Raw genomic sequence first — 23,886 nt, forward strand, 5'->3', positions numbered from 1 at the left:
ATCCTAAAACAAAAAACCGACCAACCTTCCGATTTTTTACCGGAAGAGTGGCCGGTTTTTTGTTTTTATTATTTATATTTGCCGCACAGATACAATAATCGGGTGTCTGGAAGACAATTAATTTATAGTAATAACCATTCTAATTAAAAAAAGGACATGACTTACCTTATCGTAATCGGATGCATAGCCCTCTACATGGGCTACTTTTTCTATGTGAAACAGAAGAATGCGCAGCGTGCGGCAGTGGTGAACCAAACAGACTTCAAAGCAGAATTTGCCAAGGTGGAAGCCTATAGGAAACAATTCTTAGACTCCGACGGGCTTTTCTTGAAAGAAGCGATGAAGCAGGCACGGATTGATGCCGTGAACTATGCCAATATAGAATATACGTTAGCGGATTCACTTAAAAACGACATGAAGAATAAGCTGAAGGGCATGGCCACGCTGGGCACCGTGCGTTTTCGTTCGGTACATACACCAAAGTACCTGGTGTTGAGCGGTGACACTCTACACTTGTTCGATACCGACACGGATGGAGAGATAGACACCCACCTGACCTTCCCGCCCTTACGCCTAAAGGAATCACGCCTTATTGAATATCCGCTTGCCGGGCAGGAGAAGGCACAGGCAGAAGCGCGTGGTAACAATGTGAAAACTTACAAACTGTCGCTACAGACAGACGACAAGCCTTTGGAACTCATCATCTACTCGTGCTTGATTTTCACTAACATACCGGAAACACCGGGTAGTCCCGAAGAGGCGGTACGAGACATTGTCGTGGCGAATGATTTCCTGAAACAACTGGGCGATTTATACCCGAATCTAAAGATGAGGCTCCCTATTCTGTGATTCATTCCGTCTATTCAACTATGAAAACTTGTAAGGATATATATAATTTGTATCAGGACAGAGAACCGGAGTCACAGATACACGCTGCTTTCGGTGAGGTGGCTGTCAACGACAGAGATGAAAAGTTTGGCAACTTCACGCCACTTCATCTGGCCTGCTACTTCGGCGATGAAGGCGCGGTGCGCATCCTACTGGAGCATGGTGCCTTCGTCGATGCCAAAGACCGAGATGGTTATACACCGCTCTGTACGTTGGGCATGTACCGATACACATATACCGATGAAGAGAAAATAGCCGCCGCTGCCCGACTATTACTTGAGAAAGGTGCGGACGTTCCCCATTCCGCCAAGTGGACGACTGCCCTGCTGGAGGCCATCCGCCAAATGCACTTCCGGATGGCGGAAGAGATTGTGGAGAGCGGTGCAAGAATCGATTCGACCGATACAGATGGACAGAATGCTTTGCATATCGCCTGCCTGACCGCCGGCAACATTGCCCACACTCTGCGCCGGACGGAGGAGCGGCTTGCTTATAAATTGGCAGAGTACCATTCGGAAAAACAGATAAGTGAAATCCAGGCGGAAATCGACCGACTGAAGCAGGCGGAAGAAGCCGTCTTCAATCTAACAAAGAAACTACTCGAAAGCGGACAGATAGATTCGGAAGAGAAGAATAACTGCGGGAAAACGCCGCTCGACATGGCCATGCAAGAAGGTGCTATGCACATCGGAACGCTTCTGGCTGGGCATAATCCTGAGGATGTGCTCGCCGCACGGGTGGGAGGAATGGATGTGTTCCAAGCCTTGTTCCACCAGAACGGGGATGCCCTCGATGCGCTCTTGCAACAAGGCGTGGAGCTTCAGACCTTGTGCGAACACAGGGAGATGTGCGATTTTCTTGGCAAGTCGCCCTTAGCCTGTGCCTTAGCCTGGTCCAACTTTGATGCCGCCGAGCGCATTCTCTGTGCGGGAGCCGATCCCAACTTCCGCATGATGGACGAGCAGACCGCCTTTGCCGTTTGGATGGAGGTGACGGACATTGGGGGAGCTGAGGAGACCTATATTTGCACTTTAGAGTTGATGTTGCAGCAAGGCTGGAACCCTGAAGCCTCCGCAGACCGGGAGGGAAACACTGCTCTTGCCTTGGCCTGCCGGCACGTAGGCTATGCGCCGGGCAAGACCGCTGTTCGCTTCCTGTTGGAGAAGAGAGTGAACACCGACGTTGCTAACCTTTGCGGACAGACCCCGCTGATGATTCTTTACGGAGGAGGCTATTGGGATGGTCGCATTCCCCCGCTGCCCATGTTACCGCGTTCCTATCCCTATGGGTGGAAGTATTGTGGGGAGGACGAGGCGGAGGTGCTGGAGTGGCTGCTTGAGGCGGGTGCCGATGCCCGCAGAAGGGACAAGTGGGGTAATAGCCTGCTACACTACATTGCTGCCTCCTGCTACAATACGGAGGCGCGTCAAGTCGCTGAAGTTCTTGCAGACTTCCCCCTGCCGGATATCGCCTGGACGAACAACGAAGGGCTGGCTGCCATTGACCTGGCTACCGACAAAGGTAGTGAATCGTTTGTAAAGTTCCTGCTCAGACACTTTTGCTAACCTATATAATTGAATATATCATTATGGACAACAACTTGACATTCCTCAACGCTTGCCGCAATGGGCAGAAAAGTATTGTACAGATATTCTTGAAGGGAGGAGGAATTGATGTGAACAAGCGGGATGCGGAAGGTAACACGCCGTTGCATTATGCTTGTCAGAAAGGTTTTAGGGACATTGCCGTTCTTCTTCTTGATAATGGGGCCACTCCAACAGTCGTAAACAATCGTTCAGAAAGTGCGCTTCACGCCGTGGCACGGTGTGGAAACAAGGAGATAATCGCCCGTCTCCTTTGGGAAGGAGCGGAAGTAGATGCCACCGACCGAGAGGGCCGCACTCCTTTACTTTGCCTGCTAAGCAATAAGCACACCGATGCAGCTCTCTATTTGATAAATCAAGGGGCTAATACGGAACTTGCAGACAATATCGGTCATCGGGCCATAGATTATGCCACTGCGTACGGGCTGCGGGAGGTCGTCCTTCACCTTTCCATTGACAATGCGGGCGATGCACGTGGCAACACACCATTACATCAGGCCGTCCGCAACGGACAAGGAGAAATTGTGCGTACCCTGTTGGCTGTTTCAGCTGCGATGCTCGATACTCTGAACGACGATGGTGAGACACCACTTGCCATTGCTTGTATAAAAGGCGACCTGATGATTGCCACCATGCTGGTTGAGAAGGGAGCCGATGTGAACAAAGCTATGCTTAACGGCTCCATGCCCCTGCACTTTGCCGCTCGGTCGGGCAATCAGTTTCTTGGCAAACTCTTATTGGAAGCTAAAGCGCGGACTGATGTGCAGAATGAAAACGGCGACACGCCTCTTATCGTGGCAGCACGCGAAGGAAACCATGAGTTTGTCAGCCTGTTGGTGGAATACCGTGCCGATGTAAATCTGGCCAACAATCTCCGCCACACTGCCTTGCACTATGCAGTGGAAAGGGGGTACAATGAAATCGTGGAAACATTGTTAGTGACCGGAGCGGAGGGCTGAGCGGTCACAAAAAAGGAATCATTATCAACCATTTTTTAATAGAAACAAATATGTCACAAGAAAAAGTAAATCCTCAAAGTCCGGAGGAGATAACCAAAGCGGCACAAGAAGCAGCTATCAAAGCAGCGATGGAGCAAGCGCAATCCATGTTAGGCAGCATCCCCGGTTTTCAAATACCTGATATAGCAGCTATGCAGGAACAAATCAGAGCGCAGATGCAAGTGGCAGTCCCCAACCTCAGCGAGATTCAGGCACAACAAGCAGCCATGGGCACCTTGGGTGGAATCAATGCTGACCACATCGCACAAGAGGGGCAAGATAATATGGCATTCGCTTCACAGATGATGCAAGCCATGATGGATGGAAGCTTGGAGGAAGCACTTAGGAAGACGAACGATAACATCGAGAACGATTGGATCGATGGAGAGGATACGGATAAAGAGAATTTATATGATGATGCAGAGGATAATGACAATCTTCTCATAGCAGTCAAAGACGAAGAGCTTTGGCAGATAGAGCGCGCTGACGATGGTCTCCTCACTCCGCGCCAACTGCATTTGTTGGCCTTCGGTGCGCCGCTGTTCGTCTATAACTCCGAGCAGGTAGACAGCACGGGCAGCACTTACAGCGTCAATACCACCCGAGAACAGATGCAGAGCTGGTGGGGTATTGTGGATCACGACACTACCTTTGAGACCGTCCGCTGGTTATTGGAAGAGGGACATCATACCACTGCTGACCGCATTCTCCATATCCTCCGTACCGAGGGTATTGAAGCTCTGCAACGTGGTGCCGAAGAGGACGAAGAACTGGCAGAGAAGATCGATGAGGTGCTCCCCATACTGCAACTGATGCCTCGTCTGGGCTGCACTACGGACGAGTTGCCTGCCACTTCCATCGGTTGGGACCTGGTACGTGTTACCAATGTCGCCCGCTGGACTTACCAATGCGGCTACATCAGCGAAGAAGAGATGTGGCAAGTGATGGAACTGGTGGAGAGCATTGCTCGTCAATATTTCACATCGTGGCAGGAGTACGGCTTCAGTTACATTTTAGGTCGTGGCGTGTGGCACGGTGACCGTCAAGACAGTATGCTTGCCTACGAAATCTCAGAAACCCTACTGCGCAAAAAAGAATCGCCCTGGAAACTAAGTGAATGGTAATTAGTAATCCATTTAATATATAACAATCATGGAAATTTTGAATGACTTCTTGCAGAAGTTTCCTCCAACCGGAGAATTAAGAAAACCTACAGTATCTGTTCTGAACCGCTTCAAGGGCAGACTACCTGCCGAATGGTTGAAGCTCTGGGAAACGTATGGCTTCGGCAACTACGGTAATGGATTGCTAAAAGTAATCAATCCTGATGACTACATACCTAACCTCTACACATGGCTGGGCGGAGAGAATACTGCCCGAATTCCTATTCTGGTAACCGGTTTCGGTAACATCATCTATTATCGGCAGTTGCCGGATGCGAAGGATGATGTCTGTCTGTTGAACATACACCGTTGTTCCACCCAAACCTGTACCTACAGCTTTAAGGAGTTCATGCGCTTTATCACGGACGACGAGGTCATAGAATCTCTTTTGGATAAGGAGCTCTTCGGACAGGCGGTGGAGAAGTGTGGTCCGTTGGCGGAAAACGAAACCTTTTTCTTTGCTCCGGCACTGGCCTTTGGTGGAGACGAATCGCTCTCATACATCCAAAAGGGGGATGGGGTTACTCACCAGCAACTGCTTTTTGAGATGATGAACAACTCGTCTGACAATGAAGAAGAGGAAGATGGAGAAAAAGACCAATGGATGGAAGCCTATGAAGCCAATCCGCATGTGTTCGAACGTGAAGATGGTACGCTGATGGTCAACTTCACGCTGACCGACACCGTAGACACCGTACTGCCTCAAACTCCCGAGAAGCTGTACGCCGTGGAGGGTAAAGAAATCACATTGTGGGTACTGACCTTTTTCAGCTATGACGATAAAAAGAACCTTGCCTCCCTGGAGTATCACACAGCTTTGCAGGCCCTTCAGAAATATGTAGTGGAAGAGCGCGACGACCATGTGCTACTGCGTGGACTCAATTTGGAGGAAATGAAACAAACCATAGCAATGATAGATTATTAATTGTAAAAAAAACTACTTATGACAGATTTCAACTGGATATTTTGGATCGTAGCTCCGATTATTATCATCTATTTTCTTTACCAACGTGTATGGCCTGTCGTACGCAAGGTGATACGTGTTTTTCAAGGAATACGTCTCAATCCCCGTTCCCATTTGACGGAAGCCGAGTACAAAAAACTTTCTATAGGTTCACTTTACGCTTTACAGCAGGGGGCATACCTCAATTCGCTGACATTAGACATCAAAGATAAACTCTCCACCATCCTTGCCAATTGGTGGAGCATTTACAATACCCAAGATGCCAAGCAAACATTGGAGTATCTCGGCGAGAAGGGATTTGCTTATTATTTTCCCTATGTCTATCAGGCTTTCTTGTTGGATGATGAAGAGGCACAGGACCAAATTTTCCAACAGCATATGACCAGTCAGGAAGATTACGACAAAGCTGTACAACAGCTGTACAATCTCAAGGAGTGTTACGATGAATTGCTGGAGTGCGGCACTATCACTTGTCGGGAGGATCTGCAACGTTACGGCGTAACAGGTTGGGATGCCGGACGTCTTAATTTCATGACACGCGCCTGCTACGACATGAAGTATATTTCCGAAGCCGAAGCGTGGTACTACATAGACTGTGCTTATGAAATGGCACACAACCATTTCTCTTCTTGGCACGACTTTGCCATGAGCTACGTCATCGGACGTGCCTTGTGGGGAGGAAAAAGCGCTTGCAACTCTGGCATGAAGTCTATGGCCGACGACTTATTGAAGGATGAGAAAAGCCCGTGGGTAAGAATCAAATGGTAATACTTCTTATTAATAACATTCAAAAAACAAACTAACATGATAACAAACATCGTAAGAACCTTGTGGACTGCCTCACTGGCCGTCCTCATTCTCACCGCCTGTACAGGTAAAAGCCGTCTGGGCATGGCCTCGGAAGAAGGTATCAGCAAAGTGAAAGAATTGGTCCGTACGCACGTGGACACCGGCACTAATAAAATATATCGCCTCGTGTGGGCAGAGGACGGCGACGAACGTAAACTGGATAACATTTTGACTACCGTAGAGATAGACTACCTTGATCCGGAGAGCAATGATTATTCCCTCACCATCAGCCTGAAGGATGGTGAGTTCGTAGCTGACGGGCCGTTGAAGAGTAAGCGCAACATCTACTCTTACGAGCACTCCACACCGCTCGAACTCGATGTTCTCACCACTGCCGAGGTGCAGCGACTCGTGCAGGAGGCGCACGATCTTTTCCTTACGCAGGAGGATGCCGATAAGTACGAACTGAAGTCAGTCGGCAAATATCACCTCTACATTCCACCCGTGGACAAGCGAAACATCGACCTTTTGCAGAAGCGGTCGGATTACAAGAAAGAGCACAGTCGCACCGCCATTTTCTTCGAACTGAACTTCGTCAAGAAGGACGAACAGCCTGAAGTTAAGGGACGTCACACGTGGACGAACTATTATACCGTGCCTTTCGTGGTGAACCAGGAGGGAAAAGTGGAATTTGAACCTTAAGCCATCGTGAGTAAGCTATTATATGCCTTCTGCCCGTTGCCTTACCGCTGTACGGGCAGATGGCTGTGAAACAGCAATCTCCGGCTGACTCTGTGTGCTGTGCCGACCATCCGTTCGCCACTTCCGTTTCAAGAGACTGCGACCTACGAGGTGATTTCTATTACCCGTGTTTCTCATTTTCGCCTTGCAATATAGGCATGTATAGGCAACGTTATGTATTCTATAGCATACAAGACCAAGATATATGTATCATTTTCATAAGGGATAAGGAGTGGGCAATCGATTCCCGCAAACTATCCTTTGACTTGTTGGGAAATAGGCTTAACAACCCATCGGGTGGAAATCCGGAAAAGCATACGAAAATTACCAATGAGAAATTATATCTGTTAGGAAACAAGCAGAACGATTGGATCATAACAATTTTTGAATGGAAGGAATTGTTTGACAGACTGTAAATAATGAGGTCGAGCCAACAGTTAAACACTATCACCCACCAAACCATTATAAACATAAATCAAAAGTATGGAAGATATTGATATTCTAAAGAAATTCGACAACGCTAAGTTGATAGACATAGTGAAAAATCACCAGCGTTATGGTTATGATGACGAACTTCGTGACAGTGCTATCTGCTTATTGGAAGAAAGAGGCTGGAGTAGAGAAGAATTACAGCAATTCGGTTATCTGACAAACCAGAGGAAGCCAAAAGGCAGTATAAAGCCTATAATCGAAACTCATTGATAGGCATTTGTACGCTTGTGTTCAGCGGAGGTATCCTGGCTGTCGTTTATCTCATCTTTCTAATCCTGGCTTATCGGAATGTAGCCAAATTCTACAAGGCATTAGGGCGCAATGAAGATGAAACCGCATTGTTTAATGCTCTTGGTGTGCTGGCTTATTTTCATCTGAAAGGAAAAATGAGGGAAGAACTAAAAGGAATAAGGTAAGTTGATAACAAGCAGCTAAACTAAGAAATACAGTTAGCTACTGGATATGTTTACTCTGTATAGCCAGTAAATATAGGGTGTAAGTCCCGAACAAGCCTTGATAGTGGGAATCGTTAACCAAGAGCAAGCTGGAAAATTGGTTGTTAATATACCGCACAATATGCTGATATTGCTTTGGAGAGTCTGATTATCTTTTGGAAAGAGACTGGTTGGGGAATGTTTTGTAACGGACTGTTTCGAATTATTCATCCTGAAGAATTTCAGGATTTTGCGGATGAATATAACTCGGACTCATTCAACAAGATTGTTTTGCCATTTATGGTAATGGCTTTCGGATACATATTTGCTTATGTGAATAATTCCATTATTGTGGATTACGTCATTTATATGAATATCAGATACGGATACGGAATAGAAAAAGTCTTAAGCAACAACATTGCACTGCTTCTCAATAAATGTATATTCAATAAAAGTATTCTGGAAGTATGGTTTAAGATAGAACGCTACGAAGCAGGATGATTTAATAATTACAGTGTTAATAAAGTCGAAATGCAGTTTTCCGTTTAACCATTGTGCAGAAGCATGAAAATAACAACGTCATATAAAAGAATTGAAAATGTTCTGCTTGCCGTGATTTCGCTATTCGTAGGATGGCGTCTCATTTCTCATTATACATCCTCATTGCCTGATTTTGATATAGCCGCTAACAATATATTCATAGCGATTAAATGTAAAGTGCTGACATTTGTATTATGGGGGATTCTGTTATTTCTTTTCCGCTTCATCAGAAAACGGGTGGATGATATAATGAAAAGGCGGTTGTTCAAGATAACTTCCGTGCTAGTATATTGGCTAATCGTGTGGAGCTTCTGCTATTACCAATGCGCTATAAAAGCGGTACTGGATTGGAATGACATGATGAACTGGAATGTGGGATAATCATAGTAGTTATAGTTGTCCGAATATCATAACTTCCTGTTAAAAAAGAACAGAGATCAATATAGTCCAGAATCATTATGTAAACAATTACTTCATTTTTATTATCTAAAGAGAGGGAGTATCCGGACATACGCAAGAGCTGGCAGACAAGATACAATGGCTGCCAAACAACAGCCCTTCGCTCAAAGAGAGGTAGTGCTCTCAAAAGTGTGTAAATACCATCATGATTAAAGTTTTATTGCAAATACAAAACTAAATCAAAAAAGGGATTTACACACTTTTGGGAATACTACCTTATCCACCAACAATATGCTTGAAACAGCTATTTTGGGCTCAGTTGTAATTCTAGGGGGATTAACTTAGGTTAATCTCCTTCATTCTCCTTCTCATGCATATACCTTTGCTATTCTGAACAGAAAGAATTTCATATCGACCACTCCTCTGAATGCCGCTCTGAATGCTTTGATTTTAGCGTTAAAAGCTTCTGCCGCTGCATTGGTACTTCTATTAACAAAGAAGTTCAATATCTTTTCATAATGATTTTCAATAGATTGTGCTACTGTTGTAAATGTGTCATATCCATATTCTTCTATTTTATTATACCACAATGCTAATTTGGCTCTTGCTACATCTTTATCCGAGTTTGTAGAGAATATCTTTCCTAATTAGTAATAATAGACTTCCTTAATATCTTCAAATTCCCTAAATAGGATATTTGCTCTAATCTGCTGGCTTTTCGTCCACTTATCGGGTGCCTTAAATAGTAAATATCTGCTTCTGACTAATAATTGTCTGAGTGTATCTCCATTTTCAAAAGTTTCCGGTTCATATTTTTTCCCCTTAGCCCTAGCCTCCTTTATTGCTTTGTTTTCATCCTTGATAACTTGCCAGCGATACGTAATTCTCAGCTCCTGTACCGTCTCATATACTAGCTTTTGTACATGAAAACGGTCTATTACCTGCATAGCGCGCGGGAAGCAATGTTTAGCTATTTTCTGCATACTACCTGCCATATCCAAAGTAATTTCCTTTACCTTGTTGCGTGTTTGTAGTTCGATAGTTTTCAGTACAGCTATAATATCTTCTGCTTTGGTACCTTTAATGATCGCTATGATGGAGCCCTTTCGTCCTCTCTTGTCCTTGTTTGTTAGAATCGTGTAAAGTTCTCCTCTGGTTAATGCTGTTTCATCAATACATAAGTGGTGACCCATGTTCTTGGGGTAAAGGATGTAATCCTTAGCATGTTCCTTTTGCTCCCACTGCCCATACTCACTCAAGTGGCCTTTATACTGGCATTGAAGCTGCTTACCGTCCATACAGTAGTGTTCTGCTACGCTTTGACAGCTAACTGCATGATTGTCTAAGTAGGTCTTTTAAAAAAGCACCGAACTCAGCAGTTATACGAGTTCCGGTGGCAACCAGATTCCAGTCACGACTGTAGGTCTGACTTGTAGAAGGTGTTTCCCAGCGTCGGCGCTTGATGCGTAAATAAACAGCTTTACCACGAATGGGAAAGTCTTGAACTTCAATCTCGGGAAAGAAACCTTTGGAATGAAGAGATAAATGAGAGTATTCATCTGGAATAACAGGCTTTTCCTCAAGATAAAGGATAAAACAAGTGTCCTGAGTGACACCATTGACAAGATCAAAGTAATCAAGCAGGCCCGAAGGAAGAAACAAGCTTAAAGCAGAGAAGGAATCAAAGGGAGATTGAGATTTCTTTTTCATGAAGCAAAAGTAAGCATTTTAACGATATCCCCCAAGTTTTCAAACTGAGCCCTTTTTTGTCTTTTAAGCAAGACTGAAACAATAAAAAAAAGTCCTACAATACGTTGATATTGTAGGACTTGTCTCTTTTTTGTCGCCGTTTGGCTTTGTTCTTATGTGATCCGCCTGGGGCTCGAACCCAGGACCCCAACATTAAAAGTGTTGTGCTCTACCTGCTGAGCTAGCGAATCAATCCTTTATTGCTGTTAAGCGGGTGCAAAGATAGAGCTATTTTTTATAATTGCAAATAAATTCCGAACATTTTTGTTATCTTTGTGCCATAAATATCAATACACATTATTTATATATGGCTGACGATAAAAAAATAATTTTCTCGATGGTGGGAGTAAGCAAAGCTTTCCAACCTAACAAGAATGTGCTAAAAGACATTTATCTTTCTTTCTTCTATGGAGCTAAGATTGGTATTATCGGTCTCAACGGTTCGGGTAAATCTACTTTGCTGAAGATTATTGCCGGTCTGGAGAAGTCTTATCAGGGAGAGGTGGTTTTTTCTCCCGGATATTCAGTAGGCTATCTGGCACAGGAGCCTTATCTGGATAACACTAAAACAGTGAAAGAAATCGTAATGGAAGGTGTGCAACCCATTGTTGATGCACTGAACGAATACGAAGAAATTAATCAGAAGTTCGGTTTGCCTGAATATTATGAAGATCAGGACAAGATGGATCAACTTTTTGCACGGCAAGGGGAATTGCAGGATATTATTGATGCGACGGATGCCTGGAATCTGGATAGTAAACTGGAACGTGCAATGGATGCTCTCCGTTGCCCGCCCGAAGATCAGTCTGTGGCTAATCTTTCGGGTGGTGAACGTCGTCGTGTGGCGCTTTGCCGCTTGTTATTGCAAAAACCTGATATTTTATTGCTCGACGAGCCGACCAACCATTTGGATGCTGAGTCTATCGACTGGTTGGAACAGCATTTGCAGCAATACGAAGGTACGGTAATTGCTGTGACACACGACCGTTATTTCCTTGACCATGTGGCTGGATGGATTCTTGAACTTGACCGTGGCGAAGGTATCCCCTGGAAGGGTAATTATTCCAGCTGGCTGGAGCAGAAAACCAAGCGGATGGAAATGGAAGAGAAAACTGCCAGCAAACGTCGCAAAACTCTGGAACGTGAGCTCGAATGGGTACGTATGGCACCCAAGGCACGTCAGGCTAAGGGCAAAGCCCGTTTGAACTCGTACGATAAATTGCTGAACGAAGACGTGAAAGAAAAAGAAGAGAAACTGGAAATCTTCATACCGAACGGTCCTCGTTTGGGTAATAAGGTGATCGAGGCTAAACATGTGGCTAAAGCTTACGGTGATAAACTGTTGTTTGACGATCTCAACTTCATGCTTCCTCCCAATGGTATTGTGGGAGTTATCGGTCCGAATGGTGCCGGAAAAACAACTCTTTTCCGTTTGATTATGGGACTGGAAACAGTTGATAAGGGTGAATTTGAAGTAGGGGAGACCGTGAAGGTGGCTTACGTAGACCAGCAACATAAAGATATTGATCCGAATAAGAGTGTTTATCAGGTAATTTCCGGCGGAAATGATTTGATCCGCATGGGAGGGCGTGACATTAACGCACGCGCCTATCTTTCACGCTTCAACTTTTCGGGTGCTGATCAGGAAAAGCTTTGTGGAGTACTTTCCGGTGGTGAGCGTAATCGCTTGCACCTTGCCATGGCATTGAAGGAAGAAGGAAATGTATTATTGCTCGACGAGCCGACCAATGATATTGATGTCAATACCTTGCGTGCACTTGAAGAAGGTTTGGAAGATTTCGCCGGTTGTGCCGTTGTGATTTCGCATGACCGTTGGTTTCTCGATCGAATCTGTACTCATATTCTTGCTTTTGAAGGCGATTCGAACGTGTTCTATTTTGAAGGTTCTTACTCGGAATACGAAGAGAATAAATTGAAACGGCTTGGCAACGAAGAGCCTAAGCGCGTGAGATATAGAAAGCTGATAGCTGACTAATACTTAACAATGTGTAAGCCCCGCAAATTAATTGCGGGGCTTTTTTGTTTCATAGAGCTATAATATGTTTATCTCTCTTAAAAAATTGTAGCATCTTTGTAATGTATATATAAAGAATATTAATTACCTTTGTGCTCCAAAACGTTTATTTACAATTTATTAATTAACAAGTTCTATTAACTAACAAAGAGAATTATGAGAAGACATCTAATTCATTTCCTGCTGGTTGCAGTACTGACGGTATGCTCTGCCGCTACGGCTATTGCCCAGGTAACAGTGAAAGGTCAAGTTGTGGATGCGGAAACAGGTGAGCCATTGATTGGTGCAGCCGTAACGATTGTCGGTACTACCCAAGGTAGTGTGACTAACCTGGATGGTGAGTTTACACAGAAAGCTGCCTCCGGTTCGACACTGCTTATCAAGTACCTTGGCTACAAAGACTTCAGTAAGAAGATCACCCACAAAGGGGGTACTGAAGATTTGGGCGTGATTAAAATGGCACCGGATGCAATGGTATTGAACGACGTTATCATTACATCTTCCGTTGCTGTTTCGCGTAAAACTCCGGTAGCTGTATCAACAGTTGACCCCGTCTTTATCGAAGAAAAACTCGGAACGCAGGAATTTCCTGAAGTTCTGAAGTCAACTCCGGGTATCTATGCAACTAAGCAAGGTGGTGGTTTTGGTGACTCCAAAGTAAACATACGTGGTTTCAAGACTGAGAACTCTGCTATGATGATTAATGGTGTTCCGATGAATGATATGGAGTGGGGTGGTATCTACTGGTCTAACTGGGCCGGCTTGAGTGATGTGACTCGTAGCATGCAGGTACAGCGTGGTTTGGGTGCGTCAAAGGTAGCAGCTCCTTCTGTGGGTGGTTCTATCAACATCGTGACAAATACAGTTGATGCCAATAAGGGCGGTTTCGTATCTTATGGTATGGGTAATGACGGATTAAACAAGATCCTGTTCAAGGTATCTACCGGATTGACTAAGTCAGGTTGGGCTATGACCCTTTTGGGAGGTAAGACCTGGGCAGATGGTTATATTCAGGGAACCGACTACGAGGCTTATAACTGGTTTGTGAATATCACAAAACGTTTCAACGACAATCATCAATTGTCATTTACTGCTTTTGCTGCTCCTCAGTGGCACAATCAGCGTGGAAATAAAGACGGACTTACTATCGAGGGATGGCAAGAAGTTGCTAAAAACTATATGAATGGTGAAAAGCCTTATCGTTATAATCCTACTTACGGTTTTGGATTGAATGGACAAAGAAAATCATCTGCATATAATGTATATAATAAACCTCAGTTGTCGTTGAACCACTTATGGCAGATTAATGATAAATCAAGCTTAAGTACAGCCTTGTATGCTTCTATCGGTCGTGGATATGGTTATTCCGGTCAGGGATTGACCGGTGCTGATCGTAGCAACTGGTATGGTAGTAACAGTGGAAAGCTGAATATGACATTCCGTAAAGCTGACGGAACATTTGCTTATGATGAAATCTATGCTCTGAACGAAGCCAGCGAGAACGGTTCGGTTATGGCTATGTCGAAGTCTAAGAACTTCCATAACTGGTATGGTCTGCTCTCTACTTATACAACCAAGATTGGTGACTATTTTGATTTTTATGGTGGTATAGACTACCGTTATTATAAAGGTACGCATACGAATGAATTGGTTGACCTCTATGGTGGTGACTTTTATGTAGATTCCAGTTCAAGAACCAATGTGCTTACTTCCAACAATGCCGCTGCTGCTGCCGGTTCGGCATTCGTAAATCAGAAGTTGAAAGTGGGTGATGTGGTTTATCGTGACTACGATGGTTATGTAATGTCTGAAGGTGTGTTTGCCCAGGGTGAATACAACAGAGATAAGCTGAGTGCTTTCATTTCCGGTTCGGTTTCTAATACCGGTTACTGGCGTTATGACCGCTTCTATTATGACAAGGCACACGCTAAATCAAAAACCACCAACTTTATCGGATGGAATGCAAAAGGAGGTTTGAATTATAACCTTACCGAAAATCATAACGTTTTTGCTAATATCGGTTATATCAGCCGTGCTCCTTTCTTCTCGGGCGGTGCTTTTCTGAATTCAACTACCAGCAATGCGACTAATCCGGATGCAGTAAACGAAAAAGTTTTCTCTTTCGAAATCGGATATGGTTACCGTTCAACGTATTTGACGGTGAATGTCAATGCTTACCACACTCGCTGGATGGATAAGACTACTACTCGTTCGCAAGATATTAATAATTACTACGAAGGTAGTCTTAGCGAGCCTTATGATGCAAGTAAGCTGGTTTCTACCAAATCTGTTATCAATATGCAAGGTGTAAACGCCTTACACCAGGGTGTTGAACTTGATTTTGTTGCAAGACCTTTCCAATGGCTGGATTTGAGCGGTATGTTCTCTATCGGTAACTGGCGCTGGGATAGCAATGCATCAGGAAGTTTCACTGTTGAAGGTCAATTTGTAAACAGTGCATCTATTAAGGGAAATGATGGTAAGGATATAACAGTTCTTGTTAATGCCGCAGCCAATGGGTTGGAACCGGGTACAATGAAACTGAACCTGAAAGATGTGAAAGTGGGAGGATCGGCACAGACTACTGCTGCTTTGGGTGCTACTTTCAAGATTGATAAGGCCATTCGCCTGGGTATCGACTGGAATTTATACGCACGTAACTATGCTGACTGGGCATTAACCTCAAACGACCTGGTGATGAACAGTGAAAAAGACTTTTCTACTCCCTGGCGTATTCCGTCAGCAAGCACATTCGACTTGAACGCAAGTTATAAATTCAATTTTGGTAAGTTGAATGCAGTGCTGTCAGGTAACGTGAACAACTTATTCGATCAGACTTATATTTCTGATGCTACAGATGGTAGCAATCACGACTGGAAGACCGCTTATAATGTGTTCTACGGATTTGGCCGTACTTATAGCTTGAGATTAAAAGTTAATTTCTAATCTAAAACAGGAAGTTTAAATTATGAATAGAAATCTATTAATGCCTGTAGCGGTATCGTTGATTCTGCTGTCCGGCTGTAAATATAACGATGACAACTTCGAAGGATTGGATGAGATAACCCAACCGACGAATTTGATGAAGATAGAATATACGCTGACTGATGCTGATTATGCGGCTATCAGCACGAATTCTACTAATGAAAAGATTGCGGGAAAGGATTTGGCTAAAGACCTCGCAAATGTTAAGACTAACATGTATCTTACAGAGAAGATTACAGGAGCTACCTATATTCCTGCTTTCTTGCTTGACAAATATTATACTGCCGACAAAGGTTCAAGTGCAAAGATTACCTATAAGTATAAAGAGGCAATGTCTGCCCTGTTGTCTGAATATGCTTCAGTGAAATATCTGAAACCGACAGATGCCGATTATAAGTTAGTTTATGGCGAAAATGCTTTTGCACCTTATCTGAATGAAAAGACAGAAGGTCAGATGTATAAGATGCTAAACGAGAATTTCAAAGATGCCGAAAAGGGGACTGCTGTTTTCGTAGATTATAAATCGGGTGAAGGACAGTTGGAGAATCCGTTAATGTGGCAGGATTTTGAAGCACTTCCTACCGGAGACTTAACTGAGCTGAAAGGCTGGTTTCTCAGTTCTGTTGGTGGAACCGAGTGGAAAGTGACTTCTTATGATGATAATCAGTATGTGCAATACTCGGCCAATAAGATGGAAGGTGAATGTATAGCTTGGATGGTTACCCCTGCTGTTTCTGTTGTTGCCGGTGATTATCTTGGTTTTGATGTAACTGTGGGTTATTACAATGCCAACTGTCTGTCAGTGCTTATCTCAGAAGATTTTGATGGTAAAGATGTTAAAGCTGCTCACTGGACTGACGTAACTTCGGATTTCAACATCCCTACCAAGCCGACAAGCGGTTACGGTACATTTGCATCTGCCGGTAAGATGTCTTTATCAGCTTATGCGGGCAAGAAGGTTTATGTAGCCTTTAAGTATGTAGGTGATGGTGCCAATAAAAAGACTACTACTTATCAGATTGATAACATCATGGTAGGTACTTCTATCCCGGCTAACAGTCTTTCTACTCCTGCTTACGCAGTGAAAGTGTACGATGGTAAGAGCTGGAAGGATAAGAACAATAACGTATATGTTCCCACATTTGCCGATTATGGAGATATGGGACAGAGCAAACGTTACTTTACTTCTGATGTTCCGGCTGTGAATTATCTGCCTGCTTATTTGTCTAAGATGGTGGCATATCCTGTTGATGGCGATGCACGTGTAGTAGTTTACAGATTCTATAACGGCAAAGCTTTGAATATCTACAGTGATGAATACACTTATTCTGCCGAAAAAGCGAGATGGGAGTTGAATACACGTATTGTTGATAAGACAGAGCAGTTTGTACTGTCTGACGGTAAGTGGAACTTTGACCCGAGTACAGTAATCACGTTGAAGGCTGAGAAGGGTAATGCGGAGTCTGCTGCGTTCTATCAGGCCATCACCGATTGGGTGAAAGAGAACCATCCTGAGTATGTGACTTCATACGGTAACAACGATTATTATTATGGTGGTTCGGCTTACAATAACAATTTCGACTTCCGTCCCTCCGCATGGAAGGCACAAAGTGCTTCCGCTTATGGCTCGATGTCAGATGCCGATCTTACTAAGTTGATGTTCGAACGTTTGCCAGAAGCATTCCTTCCGGGATTGAAAGCAATCTACGGCAGTGCTGATGTGGTAGAAGGCGTAGATGTGTTCTATACAATTAACTTCGCCATTTACGACGGTTCTTCTACCACACAATATACCATTAAGTATAAAGTGACAGGTAAAGGACAGTTTGAATATGTTGCAGACTCTTTGAAGAAAGTAGAATAAGGAAACTAATTCATTTATAATAAGAAAGGCCGCTCTGAGTAATCAGGACGGCCTTCTTTTATATTATAACGAGAGAGTTATGGGGGTGAAACGCACCACAGAGGACGCAGAGTAACATAGAGTGAGCTTAATTCGTTGATTATTAATATTTTTAATCTATGGTATCTGTGATAATCTGTGTGATCTGTGGTGAAAAGGCATTTTGATACACTCCCGTTTACATCTTCACCTCCATCACTACCGGATTATGATCACTGCACAAATCGAGGTCAGGCGAATAGTAGTCTACCCCTTTAAATTCTTTGGAATGGAAAATATAGTCGATTCTCAGCAGGCGTTTAAAGTACCGGAACGTATACATGTACCCATGTCCGCAAGTCTGGAATCCGTCTTGAAGATTGTCACCTTTCACGGTACTGTATGTGTAGGACGATGGGAGAGAGTTAAAGTCACCGCAAACCAGTATAGGGTAGGGGGTGGTGCGGATTAATTGTTCCAAAGTCTTTGCCTGTGCCGCACGTTTCCTGAAGTTCTCGTTGAGTCCCTCCAACAATTGCCTGGCCGCTGCTTCCTCTCTGCCTGTCAGTTCGTTTTTAGCCAGTTCCCTTTCCAGTCTGCGCTTATTTTGGCTGACCTCCGTTGTTTGCAGGTGGTTATTGAAAACACGAACCGTTTGTCCGTCTACGTCCAGGTCGCACCACATACTGCAATTCCTTGAGTCCGGATAAGTGATCAGTTTGCTGTCCTTCACCGGATATTTGCTGAATAAAGCTATCTGCAGGATGGAGATGCTGTCCGGAGCTTGCGGGATAATGACGTATTGCCAGTTTGCAAAAGTGTTTCGTATGCTGTCTGCGGTGAAATATCGGTTAGCGGCAAACTCTTGAAGACAGACGATGTCCACTTGATGCTCTTCCATGTATTTCGCGATTTCTTTGCACGAGTACCCCGATTGCTCGTTACCGAAACTGTCTACGTTATACGTTGCTATTTTCAAAGTTTTTCCACCTCCTTTTTCCGCCGGAAAGGGTGGTTGGAATATCCGTCCCAGATATTGCCAGTTGGCAGCTATGGCTATCAGCGGAATGACTATCCAGAACCGGCGGCGTATGCCCCAATAGATGGCCGCAGCGAGGTTGATCAGCAAGAGCCCCGACAGCAAGAGCCCGATAAAAGGTATTAAAGTCGAACTTTCCGGGGGAACATGCCCGGCAAATGCTCCGGTGATGGTGACACCAGCCAAAGCAAAAGTCAGTGCGACAGAGGTATAATAAAATAATTTGGATACGGCTTTCTTTCCCATTGTTTTAAATTCTGCATTTTAGTCCACCATAAGTTCACCACAGAGGACACAGAGTTCACAGAGGAAGAATTTAAGATCTTTCTATAAACCTGGAAAATAAAAACTCCGTGTCCTCTGTGTCCTCTGTGGTGAACTTGTGGTGAGGTTCTTTATCTCAACCATTTCTTTATCATCTCCTTCAGCTTTTCCTGAGCAATCGGTTTCGAGATGAAATCGTTGCATCCTGCCTCTTCGGCAGCTTTCCGGTCATATTCATAAGCATAAGCACTCTGTGCGATGATAGGTACATCTGCGGACAATTGCCGGATGATCCTGGTAGCCTCCAGCCCATCCAGATTGGGCATTTTTATATCCATTAATATCAGGTCCGGTTCCGCTTCATCGTACATGGTTACAGCTTCCATGCCATCTCTGGCACGTACCAGGTGGTATTTCCTGCCCAGGATCGCATTTAGCAAGTCATAATTGCTGTCGGTATCTTCTGCTATCAGGATGGTAGCCTTATCGGTTTCCGCCTCCGTTACTTCCATGGATTTACGTTCCTCCTTGCTTCCCGCCGGCTCTTTTGTCCGGTCGTCGGCTTCCGGATATTGCCGGTTGTCGGTTTCTCCGTCCCGATGTTCTTCTTTATCGGCCTTCACATCTTGCATTACGCTTTCCAGAGGCAGCCAGAAGGTAAATGTAGTACCTGTCCCCACTTCCGAAGAAACGGATATTTCTCCTCCCAGACGTTCGATGATAGTCTTGCATATCGACAGTCCCAACCCCGTGCCCTGAGCGAAGTTATTGAGCTTGGCAAAGCGCTGAAACACCCGTCCCAACTTCTCCGGTTCGATGCCCAGTCCGGTGTCTTTTACGTAAAATACCACTTTTTCGGCTTCTTGCCTGTAGCCGTAGCTCACGCTGCCTTGTGTCGTGAACTTAAATGCATTTCCTATCAGGTTAGAGAATACCTGGAAAATCCGGTTCTTGTCCGAGTGAATGCTCAAAGCTTCGTCCGGCGAGTCGAATTTCAGTTCCACTCCTTGCGGGCAGCGGAACACATGTGCATCATGAATCTCTTTGCAAAGCGTGTGCAGCTTTACCGGTCCGTAAGTGAACTCCACGATGCCCGATTCTATTTTCGACAGATCCAGTATTTCATTGATCAGTTGCAGCAACCGTTCGTTGTTGGCATCCACTATTTCATAATATTCTTTTCGCTCTTCCGGGTTTTCGCTCTCCGAGATGATGCGTGAGAATCCTACGATGGCGTTGAGCGGTGTCCGTATTTCGTGGCTCATATTGGCAAGAAAGGCCGACTTCAGTTTATCCGACGTCTCTGCTTTCTCTTTCGATTCCATCAGTTCGCGGCGCATCAGTTCCAGCTGAGTAATGTCCCACTCGATGCTGACAATGATGGGCGAGAAGTCTTCACTTTCTACTATGATTTTTTGTTTGTCCAGAATCAGCAGATTGCCATTTTTGTCTTTACCTTCCATGATCCAGTGCATCCCTTTTCCGGTATTGGCAATTTCCATGTCCTCTTTCCGTTTCTGCTGTGCCATTTCCAGCGGATAATAATCGAAATCGTTCATACCGATGGCGTTTTCCGCGCTGATATCCCGGTTATACGATTCCCGGTTTCGGTAGATATACCGGAAATCATTCTCTATATCCTTCACAACGATCCCCGCCGGGAGGTTTTCCATCGTGGTATCCATGATGCGGTTGAGCCGTTTTATCTGCGATTCGTACCGTATACGTTCCGATATGTCGTGTGTAAACGACCAAAAGGTTTCTTCTCCGTCATCCGTTGTCACGCTGTACATCGTACCCTCAAACGCCAATGTGCTTTTATCATGCTTCAGCGGGTGGTAGGCCAGGAAGTTGAAATTCTGTCCTTCCCGTATGCTGTGGTAACGTTCTTCCCAATCCTTCGGACTGTCCATGTCGCCTACAATGTCGAAAATCCGTATTTGCGATAGGTCCGCCTGTTCCGCGATCCGGTGGTTGAGCCTGAACTGTCTGTTGGCAAATATCAGCGTGCCGTCTTTCCGTGCCGCATAAATACTTTCTTTGGCATTGTTGATGGCATGCGTCAGCGTGTTGATGTCATTCCTCTTCCGCTGGATGTCCGTAATGTTCTGTATATATCCTTCCAGAATGATGTTACCGTCTTCTTCTTCACCCCTCAGGTAGCATTGCTGGCGCATATAGTATACCTGTCCTTCCAGCAGAATGCGGTATTCGATGTACTCCTTTACCAGTTTACGGCGGTTTGCCTCCATCCATGTGTTCACGGCAGGCAGATCTTCGCTCAGAATGGTCTCGTAATAATCCTGAAAGTTGATGCTCCGCTCTTCTTCCGTACATACTATTCCGTTGTATCCCCGATAATAGAATGTCTTTTCGCGCGATGAATATTTCCATTGCCCTATCTGTGCCGCTTTTTGTATCTCTTTCAGTTCGTAATTCGTACGTTCCAGTTGCAGCTTTACGTTGCTCCGTGCCGTGATGTCTCGATATTGGCACAACACCTTGTCGCCGTCATACGGCTGCATGATGCATTTGAAGTAGTACGTTTCGCCTCCTTCCAGCGGCAGCCTGTAGTTGCGGTTCACCGTTATCCCCTGTTGGGTCACCCGGCGGAAGTCCGGCAGCAGTTTCTGGAAGGTATGGTCGGGAAGCAGATTGAACAGATTTTTTCCCAAGAGCCTGTCTTCTTGCAGAAACCACAAATCGCTGTGCGGGTCGATGTCCAGACACGTGCCGTTTTTGTCCACCAAGATCAGTGTGTCAGCTGTCAGTTGCAATATCTTATGGGCATTGTTTACGTCATGCAGTATTCTATCCATGCTTTGTTCGGTTTATTGGTTTAAGGATTCTGTTTTCGTTCTTTGGGCTTTTTCCCATGCTCCTGTTCCTTTCATTTTACGAAGGTAGTTAACACCTTTCATCACGTTAATGTTCATAAACAGGAAATAATATGGGATGAATAACAGCTTGTTTTTTATTTGCCGGGCAGACAGGTAATAGCCTCCCATCGCTAAGATGTAGAACAATACCTGAAGTGCCAGAATGGTGCCGTACCAGATAGGAGAGCCCCCCATCAGCAGTATGGCAACGTTGAGCGGGAGCAAGGCGAACAGCAGCACCGGGGCCACCGACCACCGCAGCACCCTGTGTGATATATACTGGAAACTCAGCACTCCGTAACGGAAGGGATTGAGCAGTTCCCTCAGCCGCCAGACAGATTGCAGTCCGCCGGCGGCAATGCGCACCTTTCTTTTCTGCTCTTCGCCCATGTCTGCCGATCCGCTTTCGATGGCATATGCCCGGGTGCAATAGGCTATCTTGTATCCCTGCATGGCGATGCGCAGCGACAGGATGAAGTCATCCAGCAGTGTGTCCGGTTCTATCACCGTGAACAGCTCCCGGCGTATGGCAAACAGCTCGCCTGCGGCTCCCACAGCCGAATAGAGACGTGCGTCCAGTGCTTTCAGTGTCGATTCATATTTCCAGTATATGCCCTCGCCACCGGCTGCGGCTCCATCCTTTTCTTGCACGGCGATGCGTTTTTCTCCGGCCACGCATCCCACCCCCGGATCCTCAAAAGCCAACACGATTTCGCGTATCGCTTCCCGGTTCAGCATTGTGTTGGCGTCGGTGAATACCACAAGTGGCGTGTCCACCAGTGTCATCCCCCGTGTCATGGCAGCGGTTTTTCCTTGCCGCAGGGGTTGGAAGTGGACGGTGGCTTGCGGCCATGCCTTCAGTCGTTCGTTGGTAGAGTCGTTGCTTCCGTCGGTGGTCCACACAATGTGCAATTTGTCCTCGGGATAGTCCAGTTTCAGGCAGTTGCGCATTTTTTCGTCCACGACGTCTTCTTCGTTAAAGGCTGTGATAAAAAGTGTCACGTCCGGCAGCAGCTTGTCGGGCGGGAGTTGCCGCTTGACGGGTTTCACAGTGAGTTCTTTGAGCTTGACCAGTGTGTAAAGCAGTATTCCGTATCCCAAGTGGGTATAGAATACGAGGAAGAGGGCAAGCCAGAAAAGAATTTGTACGGTGATCATAGTATTTTTTATTTTAATTTTATTTAGGTTGAATCAGGTTGTCGTCTTCATCTTTATATTCTTTTCGGGAGGTGAATATTCCTCCTATGTTTCTGAGAGCATTGATCGCCCGCACTTTGAAACTGCCGGCTAATGATCCGTCAGCACTTATGGTGCCATATCCTGTGACCGCACGTGCCTTCTTTTTACGTATAAAGTATATTTTTCCATACTCTTTGAGCCGTAAGGCCAACGATCCGTCTTCACCCCGTTTGATGTCTGTGCGTATCCCTGTTTGGCGGGCGTAATCCGTGCGGTATGCGAATACCAGTCCTCTTACACTTAATTCCGGGCGTTTGATTGATTGTATCCATAGATGAATATCCCTGAGAAACTCATATACTTTTAATCCGGTCCGGGAGTGTTCTTTGTCGGGTATATAACTCCATAGTGAACTTACCGCCACAACTCCGGGACGCTCTAATGCGTTAACCATTGTCTCGACATAGTGCGGAGGGTACAAAGTATCGGAATCAATATTAATGTGATATTTTCCCCGCGCACGATTTAATCCGCAAAGTCGGGCGTGTCCGCAGCTGTGTTGATATTCTATCGCATATGGTACCCCTGTCGCTTCATAGATTTCTGCCGTCCGGTCCTTAGAATCATTGTCTGTCCCGATAATCTCTACCGGATATTTGCACTTCATCTCACTTAAGGACCACAGGCTTGCCAATAAACGTTTCTCTTCGTTATATCCTATGACGGAGACTGTAACAACCGGAGAATCCGACTGTAGCTTTCTCAAATTCTCACGAACTTCGTCAATGACATTTTGCGGTGCTTCAGCAAAAGGTTTTTCGTATACTTGCAAATATTTTGTATACCACTTCATCATTTACTC

General features: G+C 45.1%; 17 protein-coding genes, 1 tRNA gene and 2 pseudogenes. 13 read left to right on the forward strand and 7 right to left on the reverse strand.

Annotated elements, in window-relative coordinates:
• Positions 1-156: 156 nt before the first annotated feature.
• The 10 genes and pseudogenes from ISX59_RS00495 to ISX59_RS00540 all read left to right on the forward strand — a co-directional run bounded on the left by ISX59_RS00495 (position 157) and on the right by ISX59_RS00540 (position 8,994).
• Positions 157-849: a hypothetical protein gene (locus ISX59_RS00495; RefSeq protein WP_220575536.1), complete on the forward strand. Its 693-nt coding sequence runs from the start codon at positions 157-159 to the stop codon at positions 847-849.
• 20 nt (positions 850-869) lie between these two features.
• Positions 870-2,453, forward strand: coding sequence for an ankyrin repeat domain-containing protein (locus ISX59_RS00500; RefSeq protein WP_032530273.1), 1,584 nt, complete (start codon positions 870-872; stop codon positions 2,451-2,453).
• A gap of 23 nt (positions 2,454-2,476) precedes the next feature.
• Complete coding sequence (locus tag ISX59_RS00505; RefSeq protein ID WP_032530274.1) at positions 2,477-3,451, forward strand: ankyrin repeat domain-containing protein; 975 nt, start codon at positions 2,477-2,479, stop codon at positions 3,449-3,451.
• 50 nt (positions 3,452-3,501) lie between these two features.
• Positions 3,502-4,614 carry a DUF1266 domain-containing protein gene (locus ISX59_RS00510; RefSeq protein ID WP_032530275.1) on the forward strand — a complete coding sequence of 371 codons (1,113 nt, stop codon included), beginning with the start codon at positions 3,502-3,504 and terminating at the stop codon, positions 4,612-4,614.
• A 28-nt stretch (positions 4,615-4,642) separates the two neighbouring features.
• Positions 4,643-5,578 (forward strand): T6SS immunity protein Tdi1 domain-containing protein, encoded by a 936-nt coding sequence (locus ISX59_RS00515; protein WP_050496825.1) that lies wholly within the window; start codon positions 4,643-4,645, stop codon positions 5,576-5,578.
• An 18-nt stretch (positions 5,579-5,596) separates the two neighbouring features.
• On the forward strand, positions 5,597-6,385 hold the full coding sequence (locus ISX59_RS00520; RefSeq protein ID WP_032530276.1) for a DUF1266 domain-containing protein: 789 nt from the start codon (positions 5,597-5,599) through the stop codon (positions 6,383-6,385).
• A gap of 36 nt (positions 6,386-6,421) precedes the next feature.
• The gene (locus tag ISX59_RS00525; RefSeq protein ID WP_032530277.1) at positions 6,422-7,108 is read left to right on the forward strand and encodes a hypothetical protein; all 687 of its coding nucleotides are present in this window, start codon (positions 6,422-6,424) and stop codon (positions 7,106-7,108) included.
• Between the two features lie 522 nt (positions 7,109-7,630).
• A pseudogene (locus tag ISX59_RS21340) lies at positions 7,631-8,055 on the forward strand (hypothetical protein).
• 168 nt (positions 8,056-8,223) lie between these two features.
• Positions 8,224-8,574 carry a GAD-like domain-containing protein gene (locus tag ISX59_RS00535; protein WP_080714208.1) on the forward strand — a complete coding sequence of 117 codons (351 nt, stop codon included), beginning with the start codon at positions 8,224-8,226 and terminating at the stop codon, positions 8,572-8,574.
• Positions 8,575-8,637: 63 nt separating this feature from the next.
• Positions 8,638-8,994, forward strand: a complete 357-nt coding sequence (locus tag ISX59_RS00540; protein WP_032530279.1) for a hypothetical protein — start codon at positions 8,638-8,640, stop codon at positions 8,992-8,994.
• Between the two features lie 386 nt (positions 8,995-9,380).
• Here ISX59_RS00540 and ISX59_RS00545 read toward each other — a convergent pair.
• From ISX59_RS00545 to ISX59_RS00555, 3 genes and pseudogenes are all read right to left on the reverse strand, one after another.
• Positions 9,381-10,310: pseudogene (locus ISX59_RS00545) on the reverse strand (transposase).
• 28 nt (positions 10,311-10,338) lie between these two features.
• Positions 10,339-10,722: a transposase gene (locus ISX59_RS00550; RefSeq protein WP_220575537.1), complete on the reverse strand. Its 384-nt coding sequence runs from the start codon at positions 10,720-10,722 to the stop codon at positions 10,339-10,341.
• 157 nt (positions 10,723-10,879) lie between these two features.
• Positions 10,880-10,952, reverse strand: a tRNA-Lys gene (locus ISX59_RS00555).
• A gap of 116 nt (positions 10,953-11,068) precedes the next feature.
• On the opposite strand from ISX59_RS00555, the gene ettA reads away from it, so the two are divergent.
• From ettA to ISX59_RS00570, 3 genes are all read left to right on the forward strand, one after another.
• On the forward strand, positions 11,069-12,757 hold the full coding sequence (gene ettA / locus ISX59_RS00560; RefSeq protein WP_005776885.1) for an energy-dependent translational throttle protein EttA: 1,689 nt from the start codon (positions 11,069-11,071) through the stop codon (positions 12,755-12,757).
• A gap of 195 nt (positions 12,758-12,952) precedes the next feature.
• Positions 12,953-15,742, forward strand: coding sequence for a TonB-dependent receptor domain-containing protein (locus ISX59_RS00565; RefSeq protein WP_032542400.1), 2,790 nt, complete (start codon positions 12,953-12,955; stop codon positions 15,740-15,742).
• Between the two features lie 22 nt (positions 15,743-15,764).
• A complete protein-coding gene (locus tag ISX59_RS00570) occupies positions 15,765-17,645 on the forward strand; it encodes a choice-of-anchor J domain-containing protein (RefSeq protein WP_220575538.1) in 1,881 nt (626 codons plus the stop codon).
• Between the two features lie 217 nt (positions 17,646-17,862).
• On the opposite strand, the gene ISX59_RS00575 is transcribed toward ISX59_RS00570, so the two are convergent.
• The 4 genes from ISX59_RS00575 to ISX59_RS00590 all read right to left on the reverse strand — a co-directional run bounded on the left by ISX59_RS00575 (position 17,863) and on the right by ISX59_RS00590 (position 23,877).
• Positions 17,863-18,948, reverse strand: a complete 1,086-nt coding sequence (locus ISX59_RS00575; RefSeq protein ID WP_005805302.1) for an endonuclease/exonuclease/phosphatase family protein — start codon at positions 18,946-18,948, stop codon at positions 17,863-17,865.
• 149 nt (positions 18,949-19,097) lie between these two features.
• Positions 19,098-21,785, reverse strand: coding sequence for an ATP-binding protein (locus ISX59_RS00580; protein ID WP_032542401.1), 2,688 nt, complete (start codon positions 21,783-21,785; stop codon positions 19,098-19,100).
• 12 nt (positions 21,786-21,797) lie between these two features.
• Entirely contained in the window at positions 21,798-23,003 is a 1,206-nt protein-coding gene (locus tag ISX59_RS00585; protein WP_220575539.1) for a glycosyltransferase family 2 protein, read from the reverse strand.
• A 19-nt stretch (positions 23,004-23,022) separates the two neighbouring features.
• Positions 23,023-23,877: a glycosyltransferase family 2 protein gene (locus ISX59_RS00590; protein ID WP_005776892.1), complete on the reverse strand. Its 855-nt coding sequence runs from the start codon at positions 23,875-23,877 to the stop codon at positions 23,023-23,025.
• Positions 23,878-23,886 lie beyond the last annotated feature (9 nt).

It is taken from the genome of Bacteroides sp. FSHCM14E1 (assembly GCF_019633785.1).
GTDB lineage: Bacteria > Bacteroidota > Bacteroidia > Bacteroidales > Bacteroidaceae > Bacteroides > Bacteroides hominis.

Bases quoted from the DNA above. Each gene is read 5' to 3' on its own strand.
- ISX59_RS00495 (WP_220575536.1), top strand. From the start codon at position 157: ATGACTTACCTTATCGTAATCGGATGCATAGCCCTCTACATGGGCTAC.
- ISX59_RS00500 (WP_032530273.1), top strand. From the start codon at position 870: ATGAAAACTTGTAAGGATATATATAATTTGTATCAGGACAGAGAACCG.
- ISX59_RS00505 (WP_032530274.1), top strand. From the start codon at position 2,477: ATGGACAACAACTTGACATTCCTCAACGCTTGCCGCAATGGGCAGAAA.
- ISX59_RS00510 (WP_032530275.1), top strand. From the start codon at position 3,502: ATGTCACAAGAAAAAGTAAATCCTCAAAGTCCGGAGGAGATAACCAAA.
- ISX59_RS00515 (WP_050496825.1), top strand. From the start codon at position 4,643: ATGGAAATTTTGAATGACTTCTTGCAGAAGTTTCCTCCAACCGGAGAA.
- ISX59_RS00520 (WP_032530276.1), top strand. From the start codon at position 5,597: ATGACAGATTTCAACTGGATATTTTGGATCGTAGCTCCGATTATTATC.
- ISX59_RS00525 (WP_032530277.1), top strand. From the start codon at position 6,422: ATGATAACAAACATCGTAAGAACCTTGTGGACTGCCTCACTGGCCGTC.
- ISX59_RS00540 (WP_032530279.1), top strand. From the start codon at position 8,638: ATGAAAATAACAACGTCATATAAAAGAATTGAAAATGTTCTGCTTGCC.
- ISX59_RS00550 (WP_220575537.1), bottom strand. From the start codon at position 10,722: ATGAAAAAGAAATCTCAATCTCCCTTTGATTCCTTCTCTGCTTTAAGC.
- ettA (WP_005776885.1), top strand. From the start codon at position 11,069: ATGGCTGACGATAAAAAAATAATTTTCTCGATGGTGGGAGTAAGCAAA.
- ISX59_RS00565 (WP_032542400.1), top strand. From the start codon at position 12,953: ATGAGAAGACATCTAATTCATTTCCTGCTGGTTGCAGTACTGACGGTA.
- ISX59_RS00570 (WP_220575538.1), top strand. From the start codon at position 15,765: ATGAATAGAAATCTATTAATGCCTGTAGCGGTATCGTTGATTCTGCTG.
- ISX59_RS00575 (WP_005805302.1), bottom strand. From the start codon at position 18,948: ATGGGAAAGAAAGCCGTATCCAAATTATTTTATTATACCTCTGTCGCA.
- ISX59_RS00580 (WP_032542401.1), bottom strand. From the start codon at position 21,785: ATGGATAGAATACTGCATGACGTAAACAATGCCCATAAGATATTGCAA.
- ISX59_RS00585 (WP_220575539.1), bottom strand. From the start codon at position 23,003: ATGATCACCGTACAAATTCTTTTCTGGCTTGCCCTCTTCCTCGTATTC.
- ISX59_RS00590 (WP_005776892.1), bottom strand. From the start codon at position 23,877: ATGAAGTGGTATACAAAATATTTGCAAGTATACGAAAAACCTTTTGCT.